The organism is Roseovarius sp., assembly GCF_027019125.1.
In the GTDB taxonomy this organism is placed as follows: Bacteria; Pseudomonadota; Alphaproteobacteria; order Rhodobacterales; family Rhodobacteraceae; genus Roseovarius.
Genome location: NZ_JALUXE010000002.1, coordinates 39,169 through 53,662, shown reverse-complemented (window position 1 = coordinate 53,662; position 14,494 = coordinate 39,169). Strand labels below are relative to the sequence as shown.

General features: G+C 65.1%; 14 protein-coding genes. 3 read left to right on the top strand and 11 right to left on the bottom strand.

Annotated features, from left to right (window positions below):
* Positions 1 to 223 precede the first annotated feature (223 nt).
* The 6 genes from MVC20_RS00425 to MVC20_RS00400 are packed head-to-tail and all read right to left on the bottom strand — an operon-like array spanning position 224 to position 6,608.
* Positions 224 to 1,006: a crotonase/enoyl-CoA hydratase family protein gene (locus MVC20_RS00425; protein WP_297537378.1), complete on the bottom strand. Its 783-nt coding sequence runs from the start codon at positions 1,004 to 1,006 to the stop codon at positions 224 to 226.
* A complete protein-coding gene (locus tag MVC20_RS00420; protein ID WP_297537376.1) occupies positions 999 to 1,502 on the bottom strand; it encodes a DUF6653 family protein in 504 nt (167 codons plus the stop codon). Before MVC20_RS00420 ends, MVC20_RS00425 begins: the two co-directional genes overlap by 8 nt.
* Positions 1,499 to 2,350 carry a hydroxymethylglutaryl-CoA lyase gene (locus MVC20_RS00415; RefSeq protein WP_297537374.1) on the bottom strand — a complete coding sequence of 284 codons (852 nt, stop codon included), beginning with the start codon at positions 2,348 to 2,350 and terminating at the stop codon, positions 1,499 to 1,501. Before MVC20_RS00415 ends, MVC20_RS00420 begins: the two co-directional genes overlap by 4 nt.
* Positions 2,350 to 3,009, bottom strand: a complete 660-nt coding sequence (locus MVC20_RS00410) for a glutathione S-transferase family protein (protein ID WP_297537372.1) — start codon at positions 3,007 to 3,009, stop codon at positions 2,350 to 2,352. The genes MVC20_RS00415 and MVC20_RS00410 overlap by 1 nt, the downstream gene beginning before the upstream one ends.
* Positions 3,006 to 4,946, bottom strand: coding sequence for an acetyl/propionyl/methylcrotonyl-CoA carboxylase subunit alpha (locus MVC20_RS00405; RefSeq protein WP_297537370.1), 1,941 nt, complete (start codon positions 4,944 to 4,946; stop codon positions 3,006 to 3,008). The genes MVC20_RS00410 and MVC20_RS00405 overlap by 4 nt, the downstream gene beginning before the upstream one ends.
* A gap of 57 nt (positions 4,947 to 5,003) precedes the next feature.
* Positions 5,004 to 6,608 carry a carboxyl transferase domain-containing protein gene (locus MVC20_RS00400; protein ID WP_297537368.1) on the bottom strand — a complete coding sequence of 535 codons (1,605 nt, stop codon included), beginning with the start codon at positions 6,606 to 6,608 and terminating at the stop codon, positions 5,004 to 5,006.
* Between the two features lie 137 nt (positions 6,609 to 6,745).
* Between MVC20_RS00400 and MVC20_RS00395 the strand changes: the two genes are divergently transcribed.
* Positions 6,746 to 7,357, top strand: a complete 612-nt coding sequence (locus MVC20_RS00395; RefSeq protein WP_297537366.1) for an OmpW family outer membrane protein — start codon at positions 6,746 to 6,748, stop codon at positions 7,355 to 7,357.
* 71 nt (positions 7,358 to 7,428) lie between these two features.
* Here MVC20_RS00395 and MVC20_RS00390 read toward each other — a convergent pair whose 3' ends face one another.
* From MVC20_RS00390 to MVC20_RS00375, 4 genes are read right to left on the bottom strand one after another with little or no spacing between them, the layout of a single operon-like run.
* Positions 7,429 to 9,006: an AMP-binding protein gene (locus tag MVC20_RS00390; protein WP_297537364.1), complete on the bottom strand. Its 1,578-nt coding sequence runs from the start codon at positions 9,004 to 9,006 to the stop codon at positions 7,429 to 7,431.
* Positions 9,003 to 9,293: a hypothetical protein gene (locus MVC20_RS00385; RefSeq protein ID WP_297537362.1), complete on the bottom strand. Its 291-nt coding sequence runs from the start codon at positions 9,291 to 9,293 to the stop codon at positions 9,003 to 9,005. The genes MVC20_RS00390 and MVC20_RS00385 overlap by 4 nt, the downstream gene beginning before the upstream one ends.
* Positions 9,294 to 9,297: 4 nt before the next feature.
* Positions 9,298 to 9,774 carry a lysozyme inhibitor LprI family protein gene (locus tag MVC20_RS00380; RefSeq protein ID WP_297537360.1) on the bottom strand — a complete coding sequence of 159 codons (477 nt, stop codon included), beginning with the start codon at positions 9,772 to 9,774 and terminating at the stop codon, positions 9,298 to 9,300.
* A complete protein-coding gene (locus MVC20_RS00375) occupies positions 9,771 to 10,934 on the bottom strand; it encodes an isovaleryl-CoA dehydrogenase (protein WP_297537359.1) in 1,164 nt (387 codons plus the stop codon). The genes MVC20_RS00380 and MVC20_RS00375 overlap by 4 nt, the downstream gene beginning before the upstream one ends.
* 206 nt (positions 10,935 to 11,140) lie before the next feature.
* Here MVC20_RS00375 and MVC20_RS00370 point away from each other — a divergent pair, with 206 nt between their 5' ends.
* Together MVC20_RS00370 and MVC20_RS00365 are read left to right on the top strand one after the other, a co-directional pair.
* On the top strand, positions 11,141 to 11,947 hold the full coding sequence (locus tag MVC20_RS00370) for a helix-turn-helix domain-containing protein (protein WP_297537357.1): 807 nt from the start codon (positions 11,141 to 11,143) through the stop codon (positions 11,945 to 11,947).
* A 93-nt stretch (positions 11,948 to 12,040) separates the two neighbouring features.
* A complete protein-coding gene (locus MVC20_RS00365) occupies positions 12,041 to 13,702 on the top strand; it encodes an ABC transporter substrate-binding protein (protein WP_297537355.1) in 1,662 nt (553 codons plus the stop codon).
* A 12-nt stretch (positions 13,703 to 13,714) separates the two neighbouring features.
* On the opposite strand, the gene MVC20_RS00360 is transcribed toward MVC20_RS00365, so the two are convergent.
* Positions 13,715 to 14,305, bottom strand: coding sequence for a lytic transglycosylase domain-containing protein (locus MVC20_RS00360; protein WP_297537353.1), 591 nt, complete (start codon positions 14,303 to 14,305; stop codon positions 13,715 to 13,717).
* Between the last annotated feature and the right edge of the window lie 189 nt (positions 14,306 to 14,494).

Sequence of the window (14,494 nt, the reverse complement as noted above, 5' to 3'; positions counted from 1 at the left end):
CTCCTTTCATGCGCATGGATCGGCGCATCAAGATGGCTGCATGACTATGCCGGGTTTAAACCCGCCCTGTGCAGGGGTCAACCGAGCGCGCGCAGGTTTGCCCCTCCCAAGTACCGGATTTTCGCGTTTTGCATGCGACGGTATGCCGTATACGCCGCCATTCACCCGTCCCTTGGCCCCTCGCGCGCCGCGACACGGCCAATACGCGCGACTCAGACCGGTCTCAGCCCTGCCACTGAGGCTTGCGACGCTCGAAAAAGGCACCGATGCCTTCCCGCGCCTCCGCCCCCTCCCAACAGGTCGTCAGCGCCGCAATGGTCATGGCAATCGTGTCTTCGTCAATGCGCGGCCCAAGCGACCGCACCAGCGCCTTGGCCTGCCCCACCGCCCCCGGCGCACATTCCAGATAGGGCGCAACCTCGGCCTCGACAGCGGCATCCAGATTCGCCTCGGGCACCGCCCGCGCTAATAGTCCAAGCTGCACCGCCTCGGCGGCATCGAACCTGCGCCCAGACATGAACACGCGCCGCGCCCGTGCGGCCCCCATCCGCGCCACCACATAGGGGCCGATGGTGGCCGGGATCAGGCCCAGCCGCGTCTCGGTCAGCGCCATCAGCGCATGATCCGCGCCAATTGCCACGTCGCAGACGCTCATCAGGCCGATACCCCCGCCAAAGGCGTTGCCCTGCACCCGCCCGATCAACGGCTTGGGCAGAGTATCGAGCGCGCGCAGCATCTGCGCCAGCTTGGCCGCCTCCCGCCCGCGCACATCCGGTTCCGCCTCGAACTGTTCCCGCATCCAGCCCAGATCGCCACCGGCGCAGAATGTCTTGCCCTGCGCCGCCAGCACGACCACGCGCACCCCCGCATCCGCGCCCAACGCCTCGGCGGCCGCGTGCAATTCGGCAATCATCTGCGCCGACATGGCGTTGTGCTTTTCCTCTCGCGCCAGCGTGAGGGTCGCCACCCCGCGCGCGTCGGTCTCGAGTCTGATGGTTTCAAACATCGCCCAGCTCCTTGCCTGTTTGCCGCAACCAATCCGCATAGACCCAGTTCATGCGATCCACGAACCAGATCTTCGGCACCATCATCAGGATCGTGCCGAACACCGTCCACACCGCGTCTAGCCGCCAGAGGCCAACCGCCATGGCCAGTGCTCCGGGCAGTGAGGCCGCCGACAAAAGCGCTGCCCAATGCCGGTGATGGGCGGCAACCTCGTCGGGGCGTTTCAGAAACACCCGTTCCCCCAACACCCCGCGCGAGGCCCAGTTGTCAAGCGACGCAGGCGGCGGGAACGCGCGCGGATTGACCCATATCCAGACCATCACGGCAAGCAATCCCGCCCAGGCCCAGCCGTCGACCCAGACCCTGGACCAGATCGCGAGAGCAAGAAGCGGCAGCATCGTGAAACGGGTGTAGACCGACCACGGATTAGCATGACGCGCCCAGGTAGGGCCGTTCATCCCCATCGCGCGTTCGGCAACCCGGTAGACGCTGCTCATCCCCGCATCGCCCGCGCCATGTCCGCCGCCCGCGCCAGCACGCCGGCATCCAGCCCGGTCTCATAGCCAAGCGTGCTGAGGCGCGCATGCACGGCCTCTGTCGCCACATTGCCAGCCGCGCCCGGCGCATAGGGACAGCCCCCGAGCCCCCCCACGGCGGCATCGAACACGCGCACGCCCTGCGCCAGCGCCACCTCGATATTGTCAAGCGCGTGACCCGACGTGTCATGGAAATGCCCCGCCAACCGCTCGACCGGCACCACCTCCCGCACCGCCGCCAGCATCGCGGCGACCGCCTCCGGCTTGCCCCGTCCGATGGTATCGCCAAGGCTGATCTCGTAACAGCCCATGGCCCAGAGCGCCTCGGCCACCCGCGCCACCTCGGCCGGGGCCACCGGCCCGTCATAAGGGCATTCGACCACGCAAGACACATAGCCGCGCACACGCAGCCCTTCGGCCCCCGCCGCCTCCATTACCGGTTCAAACCGCGCGAGGCTCTCCTCGATCGAGGCGTTGATATTGGCGCGTGAAAACCCCTCGGAGGCAGAACCAAACACCGCCACCTCATCCGCTCCTGCATCAAGCGCGTCACTCAACCCCCGCATATTCGGTGTCAGCGCGGCATACCGCACCCCCGCCGCACGCCGGATCCCACGCAGCACTTCGCCCGAATCCGCCATCTGCGGCACCCATTTGGGGCTTACGAAACTCGCCACTTCGATCCGCGAGAATCCGGCACCGCTCAGGCAATCCACAAGCGCGATCTTGTCCCGCGTGGAAATGTGCCGCGCCTCGTTCTGCAACCCGTCGCGCGGACCCACCTCGAAAATCTCGACACGCTCGCCCATCACGCCCCCTCCGGCACCGGATAAAACTCCTGGATGTAGATATCCTGCTCTCCATCCCGCGCCTTGGCCCGCTGATAGGCAGGCCGCGCGCGCAACCGCTCCCAATAGGCCATAAGGCGCGGATAGGTGTCCAGATCGACGTAATACCGCGCCAATTCGAACCCATAGGCAAACATCACATCCGCCGCCGAAAACCCGGAAGGCAAGAGATAGTCGCCGTCCATCCGCGCCTCCATCGCCGCAAGGCTCGCGCGCAGCCGCGCGTTGAGCAGCTTGACAACCACTGCGGATGGCTGCGCAGGCGGGCGCAGGAACACCTGGTTGAGGTTGAGGTTTTCCAAGAGGCACCCCACCGTTTCGGCATAGGCAAACACCTCCAGCGCGCGCGCCCGCTCGGGGTTGCCGGGGGCAGGCAGCAATCCGGCCTCTGGGTAGGTCTCGCACAAGAGCTGCATGATGGCCCCACTTTCGAACCACACCGCGCCCTGATGCTCCAGCACCGGCACGCGCCCGGCAGGCGACAGCGCCAAGAACTCCGGGCTGCGCAGCGACCCGTCGCGGATCGAATAATACGCGACCTCATAGTCCAGCCCCAACTCCTCCAAGAGCCACATGACGCGCAGCGACCGCGCCATCGGCACATGATGCAGCCGGATCATGCGCTTTCCTCCTCCAACCGCACCAGCGCCGCCCCGGCGCTCACCTGATCGCCCGCCGCGACCAGCACTTCGGCCACAACCCCGTCGCGCGCCGCCAGCAGGCTATGCTCCATCTTCATCGCCTCAAGCACCGCCAGCCGGTCGCCCTTGGCCACCGCCTGCCCCGGCGCGGCATAGACCGCCTTGACCAACCCCGGCATCGGCGCCTCGATCAAGGTGGCATCGCCCCCCGCGGCCCCTTCCCGCGCCAGAGGGTCAACCAGGTCAAACGTCAGCCCATAGCGCGCGAAAACCGTGATTCGGTTGCCATCAACGGCGACCGCCGGGCCCGGTTGCCCATCCAGCCGCCAGCGCCCGTCCACGCGCCGCGCCGCGATCACCGCGTCCCCGACGCGCAAATCATGCGCATCCGCGCTCAGTGTCACCAGCCGAACAGCAATTTCCTCGCCGCCATGGATGAGCCGCACCTCGCGCTCCAGCGGCGACCACAGGACAAAGCCCGCATCCGGCGGCATCTCCCCAAGAAGACCCAGACCCGCCATCGCGGCCAGGGCCACCTCACGCGCGCCCGCCTCGGGCACCTCCACCAGCGACTCGAGATCGCGCGCGATCAACCCGGTGTCCACCTCACCTGCCGCAAATCCCGCGTGCCGCGCCAACGCCCCCAGAAACCCGAGATTCGTCACCGTTCCGGCCACCTCTGTCCCCTCTAGCGCCGCCGCCAGTCGCCGGAGCGCCACGGCGCGCGTCGGGCCATGGGTGATCACCTTGGCGATCATCGGATCGTACCAGGGGCTGATCTCGTCGCCAGCCCGCACACCGCTATCGGCGCGGGCGAGTCCCGGAAACGCCAGATGCGAGAGCGTTCCCGTGGCCGGCAGAAACCCTTTGGGCACATCCTCGGCATAGAGCCGCGCCTCAAAGGCATGTCCGTTGATCGTCAGATCCTCCTGACGCGCGGGCAGACCTTCGCCCGCCGCCACGCGCAATTGCCACTCCACCAGATCGACGCCGGTGATGGCCTCCGTCACCGGATGCTCGACCTGAAGGCGCGTGTTCATCTCCATGAACCAGAATCGGTCGGCACGCAGACCCTCAGAACCATCGACGATAAATTCGATCGTGCCTGCCCCTGAATAACCGATCGCCTCTGCCGCGCGCACCGCCGCCTGCCCCATGGCGGCACGCACCTCGGGCGTCATGCCGGGGGCCGGGGCCTCTTCGATCACCTTCTGATGCCGCCGTTGCAGCGAACAATCCCGCTCGAAGAGATGCACGGCCCGCGTGCCATCGCCGAACACCTGCACCTCGATATGCCGGGGCTTCTGGATATATTTCTCGATCAGCACGGCAGCATTGCCAAAGGCCGTGCGCGCCTCGCCCTGCGCACTCTCCAGCGCCTCGGCAAAGCGCTCGGGCCGCTCGACCAGACGCATCCCCTTGCCACCGCCGCCTGCCACGGCCTTGATCAGCACCGGATAGCCAATCGCCTCCGCCGCGCCAGCCAGATGCTCGGGGTCCTGGTTCGTGCCATGATACCCCGGCACCACCGGCACGCCCGCCTTTTCCATCAGCACTTTCGCGGCATCCTTGAGCCCCATCGCGCGGATGGCCTGCGCCGAGGGTCCGATAAAGACCAGCCCCGCCGCCTCCACCGCCTCGACGAACTCGGGGTTCTCGCTCAGAAACCCATAGCCGGGATGAATGGCCTCGGCCCCTGTCTCAAGCGCCGCCGCGATGATCGCCTCTCCCCGCAGATAACTCTCAGACGGGGCCGCCCCGCCAATCCACACCGCCCGGTCGGCCAGCGCTACATGCGCCGCCCCCCGGTCCGCGTCGGAATAGACTGCCACCACCTCGACGCCCATCGCCCGAGCTGTGCGCATGATCCGGCAGGCAATCTCGCCCCGGTTCGCGATCAGGATACGTTCAAACATGGCCCGAGCCCCCGATTTCATCGTTCTTCAAATACTCAAGTTCCACGGCGCGCCCCCTCACATCCGGAAGACGCCAAAGCGCGTCTCTTCCACCGGTGCGTTGAGGGCTGCGCGTAGCGACAGCGCCAGAACATCGCGGCTCTTGCGCGGGTCCACGATCCCATCATCCCAGAGCCGGGCGCTGGCATAGAGCGGGTGCGACTGGCGCTCGAACATCTCGACCGTGGGGCGTTTGAAGTCGGCCTCGTCCTCGGCCGACCAAGTGCCGCCCTTGCGCTCGATGGCGTCACGCCTCACCGTGGCCAGAACCCCCGCTGCCTGCTCTCCCCCCATCACCGAAATGCGGGAGTTCGGCCACGACCACATGAAGCGCGGTTGATAGGCCCGCCCCGCCATGCCGTAATTGCCCGCGCCAAACGAGCCGCCCACCACCATGGTGATCTTGGGCACAGAGGTTGTCGCTACCGCCGTCACCATCTTGGCCCCGTGCCGCGCGATGCCCTCGTTCTCGTATTTGCGGCCCACCATGAATCCGGTGATGTTCTGAAGGAAGATCAGCGGCACCTTGCGTTGGCTGCAGAGTTCGACGAAATGCGCGCCCTTCTGCGCGGCCTCCGAAAAGAGAACGCCGTTATTGGCGATGATCCCCACCGGACAGCCTTTGATATGCGCAAAGCCCGTCACCAGCGTCTCGCCGAACCGCGCCTTGAACTCATCCAGCCGCGAGCCATCGACCACGCGCGCAATCACCTCGCGAATGTCGTAGGGCGTGCGCAGATCGGCGGGCACCACGCCCAACAGCTCCTCGGGATCATAGGCCGGCTCCTCGGGGGCCTCCCACCGTAGGGTGGGTGCCAACCCACCGCCCAAAGACCCCACGGCACGCCGCGCCAGGGCCAGCGCGTGCCCGTCATCCTCGGCCAGGTAATCCGCCACACCCGACAGGCGCGTGTGAACGTCGCCACCGCCCAGATCCTCGGCGCTGACCACCTCACCCGTGGCGGCCCTCACAAGCGGCGGCCCGGCCAGAAAGATCGTGCCCTGCTCGCGCACGATGATGGTGACATCGCTCATCGCGGGAACATAGGCACCGCCGGCGGTGCAGCTTCCCATCACGACCGCAATCTGTGCGATGCCTTTCGCACTCATCCGCGCCTGATTGTAGAAAATCCGCCCGAAATGGTCGCGGTCCGGGAACACCTCATCCTGATTGGGCAGGTTCGCACCACCCGAATCTACCAGATAGATGCAGGGCAGATGACATTCCTCGGCGATCTCCTGCGCGCGCAGGTGTTTCTTGACCGTCATGGGATAATAGGTGCCGCCCTTGACCGTGGCGTCGTTGCACACCACCATGCAATCGCGCCCCATCACGCGCCCCACGCCCGCGATGACCCCGGCACAGGGGGCCGCGCCGTCATAAAGCCCATGCGCCGCCGTCGCGCCCACCTCCAGAAACGGGCTACCGGGATCGAGCAAGCCCGCCACCCGGTCACGCGGCAGCATCTTGCCGCGCGATACATGCCGCTCACGCGCCTGATCGCCGCCCCCCGCTGCCGCCCAATCTGCGGCCTCGCGCACCACGCGCAGCGCCTCCAGATGCCCGGCCCGATTGGCCTTGAACGCCTCGGACCCTGTCAGAACAGATGATGTCAGACGCATGAACGCGCTCCTCGTCTTGGCACAGTTGTTGCATATTTGCCGCATCCTTGCGGCCGCCGGGCAATTTGACCCATATCAATGTTTTCCGAGTCGGATGGGCGCATACCCCCCCTTGTAAGAACAAGAGTGGACAGACCATGAAACACATTAACGCCCTCACCCTTTCGGCGCTGCTTGCTTCGGCAGCAGTTCCCGCCCTCGCTCAGGAAAAAGGTGATTTCCTGCTCGGCCTCGGTCTCGGCTGGATCGAGCCTGACAGCGCCACGACGACCGCCGTGGGCCGCGTCAGCGCCGATGGCGCGCTCAGCCCGACGATCACCTTGGAGTATTTCATCGCCAAGAACGTCGGTGTCGAGCTTCTGGCTTCGCTGCCCTTCGAGCATGACGTGGATCTGGCCGGTGCCGGTCAGGTTGGCGAGGTCAAGCACCTGCCGCCGACCCTCTCGCTGCAGTACCACTTCACCAACTCCAGCGCCTTCACCCCGTTCGTCGGCGTAGGTATCAACTACACCTACTTCTTCGATGAAAAGGGCAAAGGCCCTCTGGCGGGTGTCTCGCTCGATCTCGACGACAGCTGGGGTCTCGCGCTCCATGCCGGTGCCGATTACGCCATCAGCGAAAAATCCGCTGTGCGCCTTGACGTGCGCTACATCGACATCGAAACCGACGTGAAGGTCGGCGGCGCCCAGATCGGCAAGGTCAAGATCGACCCGTGGGTCTTCAACGTCGCCTATGTGATGAAATTCTGATCCCCTCCCAAACCGGATCGGACGCTGAGGGCTGGCCATCGCGCCAGCCCTTTTCTCATGGCTGAAACACATCATGTCCGCCCCTCTGCCGCAGCCCGCGCCTTGAGCTCCTTGCGGATCACCTTGCCGGTGACGGTCATCGGCAGCGCGTCGAGAAAGGCGATCTCGCGCGGATAGGAATAGCCCGCGAGCCGCGCCTTGACATGCGCTTGCAACGCGCCCACCAGCGCCTCCGACGGCACCTGCCCTTCTTTCAGCACCACATAGGCTTTGACGATTTCGGTGCGCAGCGCATCCGGCTTGCCCACCACGCCCACCGTCGCCACCGCCGGATGGGTGAGCAGGCAATCCTCGATCTCTGCCGGACCGATACGGTAGCCCGCGCTCGTGATCACGTCATCCTCGCGCCCGACAAAGCGGATATGCCCACCCTCGATCACCCCCCGGTCGCCCGTGAGCAGCCAATCGCCACAGAATTTCTCCGCCGTCTCGCGGGGCCGCCCCCAATATTCCAGCATCATCGAGGCCGAACCGCGCCGCACCGCGATCTCGCCCTCAGCTTCGGTCACGGCACCCGTGGCATCAATCACCGCCACCTCATGCCCCGGCACCGCCCGACCCAGACTGCCCGGCACCGGCGGGTAAAGAGCAGCACAGGACGTGCCCACCATGTTGCACTCGGTCTGCCCATAGAATTCGTTGATCGTCACGCCAAAGGCGCGCCGTCCCCAGTCGAGCATTTCTGCCCCCAGCGGCTCGCCACCGCTGGCCACGCTGCGCAAACCCTCCATGCGCGCCTCTGCCGCCTTGAGCATCCGCAGCGCGGTGGGTGGGAAAAACACGTTCCTGACAGCGCCTTGCGCGATGATCCTGCCGCACTCCTCGGGCGAGAACTTTGCCATCCGCGCGGCCACCACCGGCACGCCGATCGCCAGCCCCGGCATCAGTACGTCAAACAGCCCCCCGATCCACGCCCAATCCGCCGGCGTCCACAGGCAATCCCCCGGCTGCCCCAGAAAATCATGGCTCATCTCGACGCCGGGCAAATGCCCGGTCAGAACCCGATGCGCATGCAGCGCGCCCTTGGGGCTGCCCGTGGTGCCGCTGGTGTAGATCAACACCGCAGGTTCTTCAGCCCCGGTGTCCGCTGTCGCGAAGCCTCCTTCGGGCAATGTCTCGTCTTCGGGGATCAGCGCCGTCACCTCCGGCAAGGCCTCCAGCATCGCGGCCCCCTCGGCATCCGTCACAACCACCTTTACCCCGGCATCGCCCACCCGGCTCGTCAAGGCATCCTGTTTGAACAGCTTGAAAAGAGGGATCGAAATCGCGCCGATCTTCCAGATGGCGATATGCGCCGCCGCGCACCACGCACCTTGACTGCGCAGCACGCCCACCCGGTCGCCCCGCCGCAGACCGCGCGCGACCAGACCATGCGCCAACCCATCCGCCATGGCCCGCAGCGCGCCATAAGTCACATCGCGCGGCCCCTCACCCGAGAGGTCGATGATCGCCACCCGCCCAGGCTCTGCCTCGGCCCAGACATCGCACACCTGCGCCGCCATGTTCAGCCGCGCCGGAATATCCCAGCGAAACCCGGCATAAAGCGCGTCATAAGGCGCAGACCGCAGCAAGGGGCGCATCCCGCTCATGATGTAGCCCCCGCCACGTTCACATGCGCCACCCGCCCATAGGCATCGACGAAATACTCATAGCGTCCACAGACCACCACCAGCCACAGATCGGCGCTTGTCGCAGGCCGCGCCGCGCAATCGCTGCGCAGCGCCCCTTGCCCTGCATCTGCCAGATACCGGGCCGCGACGCGCTCGATCACGTCTGTCTCGGTCGTCAGCACCGCCCGTCCGCCCAGCAACAGGCCGATACCGGCCACCGCCGCGATCAGCGCAACCACCGGCAAGAACAAGAGGCGGCGCGGCATGGGATCACTCCCCGAACTGGCTCGATTGCAGATAGAACAGCTGACTCGCGGTCTCGTGCAGATGGCAACTGATCGACGCCGGGCCAGCCCCCGTGCCACCGCCCCATTGCGACGCCACATAGGCGCATTTCGCATCGCGAAACCCGATCCACGCCCGCTGCATCTCGCGCAAGGCGTCGGCCTGCTTGGGCGCATGGGACATGGCCTCGGCATCCTGCGCCTTGAGCTTGGTCATCAGCGCCTGATACTCTTCATTCAGCCATCGGTCCCAGACGGCGCGCTCGTAATCGGTGCAGGCCCCCATGCCGACGGTGGTATAGCCATCAGAGGTGGCGTTGATGCACGCCTCCGCCGCGAGGCCGGGACACATTTGGCCGCCCCCCGTCGCCAGACACGCCTCGACCGGCGCGATGTCGAAAACAAGGTTCTGCGCCACCGCAGGCCAAGGCAGGATCAGCGCCGCAACAAGAAGCCCTCTCATGCCATTGCCCCCATCAGCTCGCGGCCAACCAGCATCCGCCGGATCTCGGATGTCCCTGCCCCGATCTCCATCAGCTTGGCGTCGCGGAAAAGCCGCGCGACGGGTGCATCGGCCAGAAATCCGGCACCGCCCATCGCCTGCACCGCCTGATGCGCCTGAACCATCGCCTGTTCGGAGGCATAGAGACAGCAGGCCGCCGCATCCTGACGGGTCACATCGCCCCGGTCGCAGGCCTTGGCCACCTCATAGACATAGGCACGGGCCGAATTCATCGCCGTATACATATCGGCGATCTTGCCCTGCATGAGCTGGAAATTCCCGATCGGCTGACCAAACTGCTTGCGCTCCGCGAGATAGGGCATGATCTCGTCGAGACAGGCCGCCATGATCCCCGTGCCGATCCCCGCCAGCACGACGCGCTCGTAATCGAGGCCCGACATCAGCACGCGCACGCCCTTGCCCTCTTCGCCCAGAACGTTCTCGAAGGGCACTTCCACATCATCAAAGATCAGCTCGGCCGTATTGCTGCCACGCATCCCCAGCTTGTCGAAATGGGGCGAGGTGCTGAACCCCGTCATCGTCTTCTCGATCAGAAACGCCGTGATCCCCTTGCTGCCCGCCTCTGGATCGGTCTTGGCATAGACCACCAGCGTATCGGCATCCGGCCCGTTGGTGATCCAGTATTTCGTGCCATTGAGAACGTAGCGATCATTCCGCTTCTCGGCGCGCAGCTTCATGCTGACCACATCGCTGCCCGCCCCCGCCTCGGACATGGCCAGCGCGCCGACATGCGCGCCGCTCACCAGAGCCGGCAGGTATTTCCGTTTTTGCGCCTCGGTGCCATTCAGCTTGATCTGATTGACGCAGAGGTTGGAATGCGCCCCGTAACTCAGCGAGACCGAGGCAGAGGCCCGCGCGATTTCCTCGACCGCGATGACATGCGCGAGATAATTCATCCCCGCCCCGCCATATTCCTCGGGCACGGTGATCCCCAAGAGGCCAAGCTCGCCCATTTCCTGCCAGAGCGCATGAGGAAAGGCGTTGCTGCGGTCCACCTCTGCGGCCATCGGCTTGACCCGCTCCTGCGCCCAGCGATGCACCATCTCACGCAGGGCGTTCACATCCTCGCCCAGATCAAATTGCATGACCGCATTGAACATCGCGCTTCCTCCTCCGAAACGGATTTATTGAACACTTGTTCATTTTATACCCAGTTCTCCCCATCCGTCAATCACAAGCCTGCAAAGACCTTGGGCAGAGCATTGCCAACAGCAGCCCATTTTTTAGATTTTTCAGACTTTCTCCCCTGACTTGTCATATTTCGGGTGTAATAGTTGCCGAAACCCGACTTTTGAGGTTCCCGAAAATGGCGCATGCAGAGATCAAGACCGTCGCGCAATGGGCGCGAGGCACCGACTGGCGCCTCACGCTTCAACATTCCTGCCCCGATCACGCGCTGATCTGGATCACCCGTGGTCAGGGAATCGCCATCATCGACGGGGTGCGGCGCGGCATCGGCGTGCACAACGCGCTGGCCATTCCCGCAGGCACGATGTTTTCGCTCGATCTCGGCAAGACCGGCTTTGGTCAGGTCTGTCTGCTGCCTGCCGGCGGCCCGATCCTGATGCCGGACCACGCTCAACACTTGCGCATCCGCGACGTCACCAGCCAGAACGAGCTCACCGCCATTCTCGAGGCGATGCAGCGCGAACAATCCGCCAACCGCGATTTCATGGACGAGGCGCTCAATGCCCAGGCGCGGATGCTGACCGTCTGGCTGCGCCGCGCCATGATCGCCCAAGGCCCGCAAGAGCGGCCCACATCCAGCGCCCGATTGATGCAGGCCTACGCCGCACTCGTGGCCCGCGACTACACCAGCGGGCGCGCCATGGCGGTCTATGCCCGCGCGCTGGGCGTGACTCCCACCCATCTCACACGCGTTTGCAAACAGGCTTCGGGCCTCACTGCCTCCGACCTCCTGACCGAACGCAGTCTGCATGCCGCGCGCGACATGCTCGAAGCAGGCGATTTGCCAATTGGCCAGATTGCGGCCAGCCTCGGGTTTGGCAGCGCCGCCTATTTCTCGCGCTTCGTACTGCAACACACGGGTCACACCCCCTCGGCGCTGCGACAGGCGGCGGTGACGCGCAAACCGATGGCCGCAGCACACTGATCGCACAGGATACCGCGCTACGGGTTGCGCTTTGAGCACGCCCATTATCTAATGATCCAAGACACATCGCCCCGCACTCCACGAAAGCCCCCGATGCCGCGCCAGATCCCGACCGCACCGCACCCCGCCACTCTCCGCGATGCCGAGGCGTTGCGCGCGGGCCGGATGCATCGACGCGAGTTTCTGACGCGCGCCACCGCCCTCGGGCTCAGCGCCTCGGCGGCCTACGCGCTTGGCGGCCTCACGCCCCCCGCCAAGGCCCAGACCACACCGGTCCAGGGCGGCACCCTGCGCATTCAGCAGAATGTGAAACCCCTCACCGATCCGCGCAGCTATGATTGGAGCGAGCTGGGCAATCAGACCCGTGGTTTCCTGGAATATCTCGTCGAATATCAGAGCGATGGCACCTTCACCGGCATGTTGCTCGACAGCTGGCAGGTGAACGAGGATGCCACCCGGTACCTTCTCCATCTGCGCGCCAACGTGACATGGAACAACGGCGATCCCTTCACTGCGCAGGATGTCGCCCGCAACATCGCACGCTGGTGCGACACCTCCGCCGAGCGCAATTCCATGGCCGGGCGCTTCGCCGGACTGATCGACCCAGACACCGGACAGGCCCGCACAGGTGCCATAACGGTTCTAGACGACCTCACCCTCGTGCTCAGCCTCTCGCAACCCGATATTTCGGTCATCGCCAACATGTCCGACTATCCCGCCGCCATCGTGCATCATAGCTATGAGGGCGGCGATCCCTTTCTCAATGGCATCGGCACGGGCCCCTTTCGCCCTGTCAGCCTCGAACCCGGCGCCCGATGCGTGCTCGAACGCCATCCCGACCACCGCTGGTGGGGAACGGATGTGTTTGGCGGGCCCTATCTGGACCGCGTGGAATTCATCGACCTCGGCCTCAACCCCTCGGCTTGGCTCGGGGCTGCCGAGCGCGGCGAGATCGACCTGCTCTATGAAACCGTCGGTGATTTCATCGACGCCATGGACAGCATCGGCTGGACCCGCACCCGCACCGAGACCGCCGCCACCACCGTGATCCGCGCCTCGCAGAGCGCGCGTGTTGTCGGCACCAACCCCTATCTCAACCGCGACATTCGCCGCGCCATGGCACTCGCCGTCGATAACGCGATCTGTCTTGAACTGGGCTACGGCGGGCGTGGCACCGTGGCCGCCAATCATCATGTCAGCCCGATTCATCCCGCCTATGCCGAGATCGGCCCCGCCCCCCATGACCCGGCCGCGGCCCGCGCCATCGTAGAGGCAGCAGGCCTTCGCGGCTTCGAACATGAGCTTGTGACCGTCGATGACGAATGGCAGCGCAACACTGGCGATGCCGTCGCGGCACAATTGCGCGACGCAGGCCTCACCGTGCGCCGCCGCATCCTGCCCGGGCCGGAGTTCTGGGCCAACTGGCGCGAGTTTCCCTTTTCGGCAACCCAATGGAACCACCGCCCGCTCGATGTGCAGGTGCTCAGCCTCGCCTATCGCTCCAGCGCGGCATGGAACGAGAGCGGCTTTGCGAGTGAAGAGTTCGACACATTGCTCGACGAGGCCAACCGCCTCAGCGACCCGGACCGCCGTCGCCCGGTCATGGCCCGCCTGCAAACCATCCTGCGGGAGGAGGGCGTGATCATTCAGCCCTACTGGCGCGCACTCTTCAATCACCACAACGGACAAGTGGTCAACGCCGAGAAGCATCCCGCCAACGAGATTCATCTCTACAAGATCGGATTCGCCACCTGATCCCGCGCGGGATCAGCTTCCGAGGATCACCTTCACGTAATTGCGCGTCTCTTGATAGGGCGGCACGCCCCCGTATTTCGACACGGCTCCCGGTCCCGCATTATAGGCCGCAAGCGCCAGCCGCCATGACCCGAATGTGCGATACTGCTCCGCCAGATAGCGCGCGCCGCCTTCCAGGTTCTCGCGCGGATCATGCGGGTTGACCCCCAGATTGCGCGCGGTCTCCGGCATCAACTGTGCCAACCCAATCGCGCCCTTGTGCGAGCGCGCATCCGCCCGCCAGCCCGACTCCTGCTGCACCAGCCGCAGGAACAGGTCCTCGGGCACCTGATAGCGCCGCGCCGCCTGCTTAGCCATGTCGAGATAGGGCCCGCGATAGACACCCCGGAAAACCGGGCTCAGATCGTCCCACATCGTTGGCGTCTTGACCCGCTCCGGCTGAAGCCGCACCGAATTGTTGTATTGCTGCCGCGCCCTGGTATCCAAAACCTTGGTCTGTGACTTGAAGAGGCTCACCCGGCTCTTGCTCGAAAGCACATCCGCCTCCGCAAAACTCGGCACAACCAGCCCAAAGGCCACAAGCGCGCTTGCGATCCACCGCATTCCTGTCCTGCCCCCATCCGTCTATCTGGCGGCACTATAGGCAATTCAACACGAATTTCGAGACTTCTTTTACGGCTTCGCACGGCATCGGCGGGTTTCGTCGCATTTATCGACAATTTTAACCTTTCCTTCACGCCGATGCGGTGGTGTAACCGTCAGACGCGAACCACGACATGATTCAAGGAGGGC

Excerpts from the sequence above, each read along its gene's own strand:
- MVC20_RS00360 (WP_297537353.1), bottom strand. The coding sequence starts at position 14,305 with ATGCGGTGGATCGCAAGCGCGCTTGTGGCCTTTGGGCTGGTTGTGCCG.
- MVC20_RS00390 (WP_297537364.1), bottom strand. The coding sequence starts at position 9,006 with ATGAGCGGGATGCGCCCCTTGCTGCGGTCTGCGCCTTATGACGCGCTT.
- MVC20_RS00370 (WP_297537357.1), top strand. The coding sequence starts at position 11,141 with ATGGCGCATGCAGAGATCAAGACCGTCGCGCAATGGGCGCGAGGCACC.
- MVC20_RS00375 (WP_297537359.1), bottom strand. The coding sequence starts at position 10,934 with ATGTTCAATGCGGTCATGCAATTTGATCTGGGCGAGGATGTGAACGCC.
- MVC20_RS00420 (WP_297537376.1), bottom strand. The coding sequence starts at position 1,502 with ATGAGCAGCGTCTACCGGGTTGCCGAACGCGCGATGGGGATGAACGGC.
- MVC20_RS00415 (WP_297537374.1), bottom strand. The coding sequence starts at position 2,350 with ATGGGCGAGCGTGTCGAGATTTTCGAGGTGGGTCCGCGCGACGGGTTG.
- MVC20_RS00380 (WP_297537360.1), bottom strand. The coding sequence starts at position 9,774 with ATGAGAGGGCTTCTTGTTGCGGCGCTGATCCTGCCTTGGCCTGCGGTG.
- MVC20_RS00395 (WP_297537366.1), top strand. The coding sequence starts at position 6,746 with ATGAAACACATTAACGCCCTCACCCTTTCGGCGCTGCTTGCTTCGGCA.
- MVC20_RS00365 (WP_297537355.1), top strand. The coding sequence starts at position 12,041 with ATGCCGCGCCAGATCCCGACCGCACCGCACCCCGCCACTCTCCGCGAT.
- MVC20_RS00425 (WP_297537378.1), bottom strand. The coding sequence starts at position 1,006 with ATGTTTGAAACCATCAGACTCGAGACCGACGCGCGCGGGGTGGCGACC.
- MVC20_RS00385 (WP_297537362.1), bottom strand. The coding sequence starts at position 9,293 with ATGCCGCGCCGCCTCTTGTTCTTGCCGGTGGTTGCGCTGATCGCGGCG.
- MVC20_RS00405 (WP_297537370.1), bottom strand. The coding sequence starts at position 4,946 with ATGTTTGAACGTATCCTGATCGCGAACCGGGGCGAGATTGCCTGCCGG.
- MVC20_RS00400 (WP_297537368.1), bottom strand. The coding sequence starts at position 6,608 with ATGCGTCTGACATCATCTGTTCTGACAGGGTCCGAGGCGTTCAAGGCC.
- MVC20_RS00410 (WP_297537372.1), bottom strand. The coding sequence starts at position 3,009 with ATGATCCGGCTGCATCATGTGCCGATGGCGCGGTCGCTGCGCGTCATG.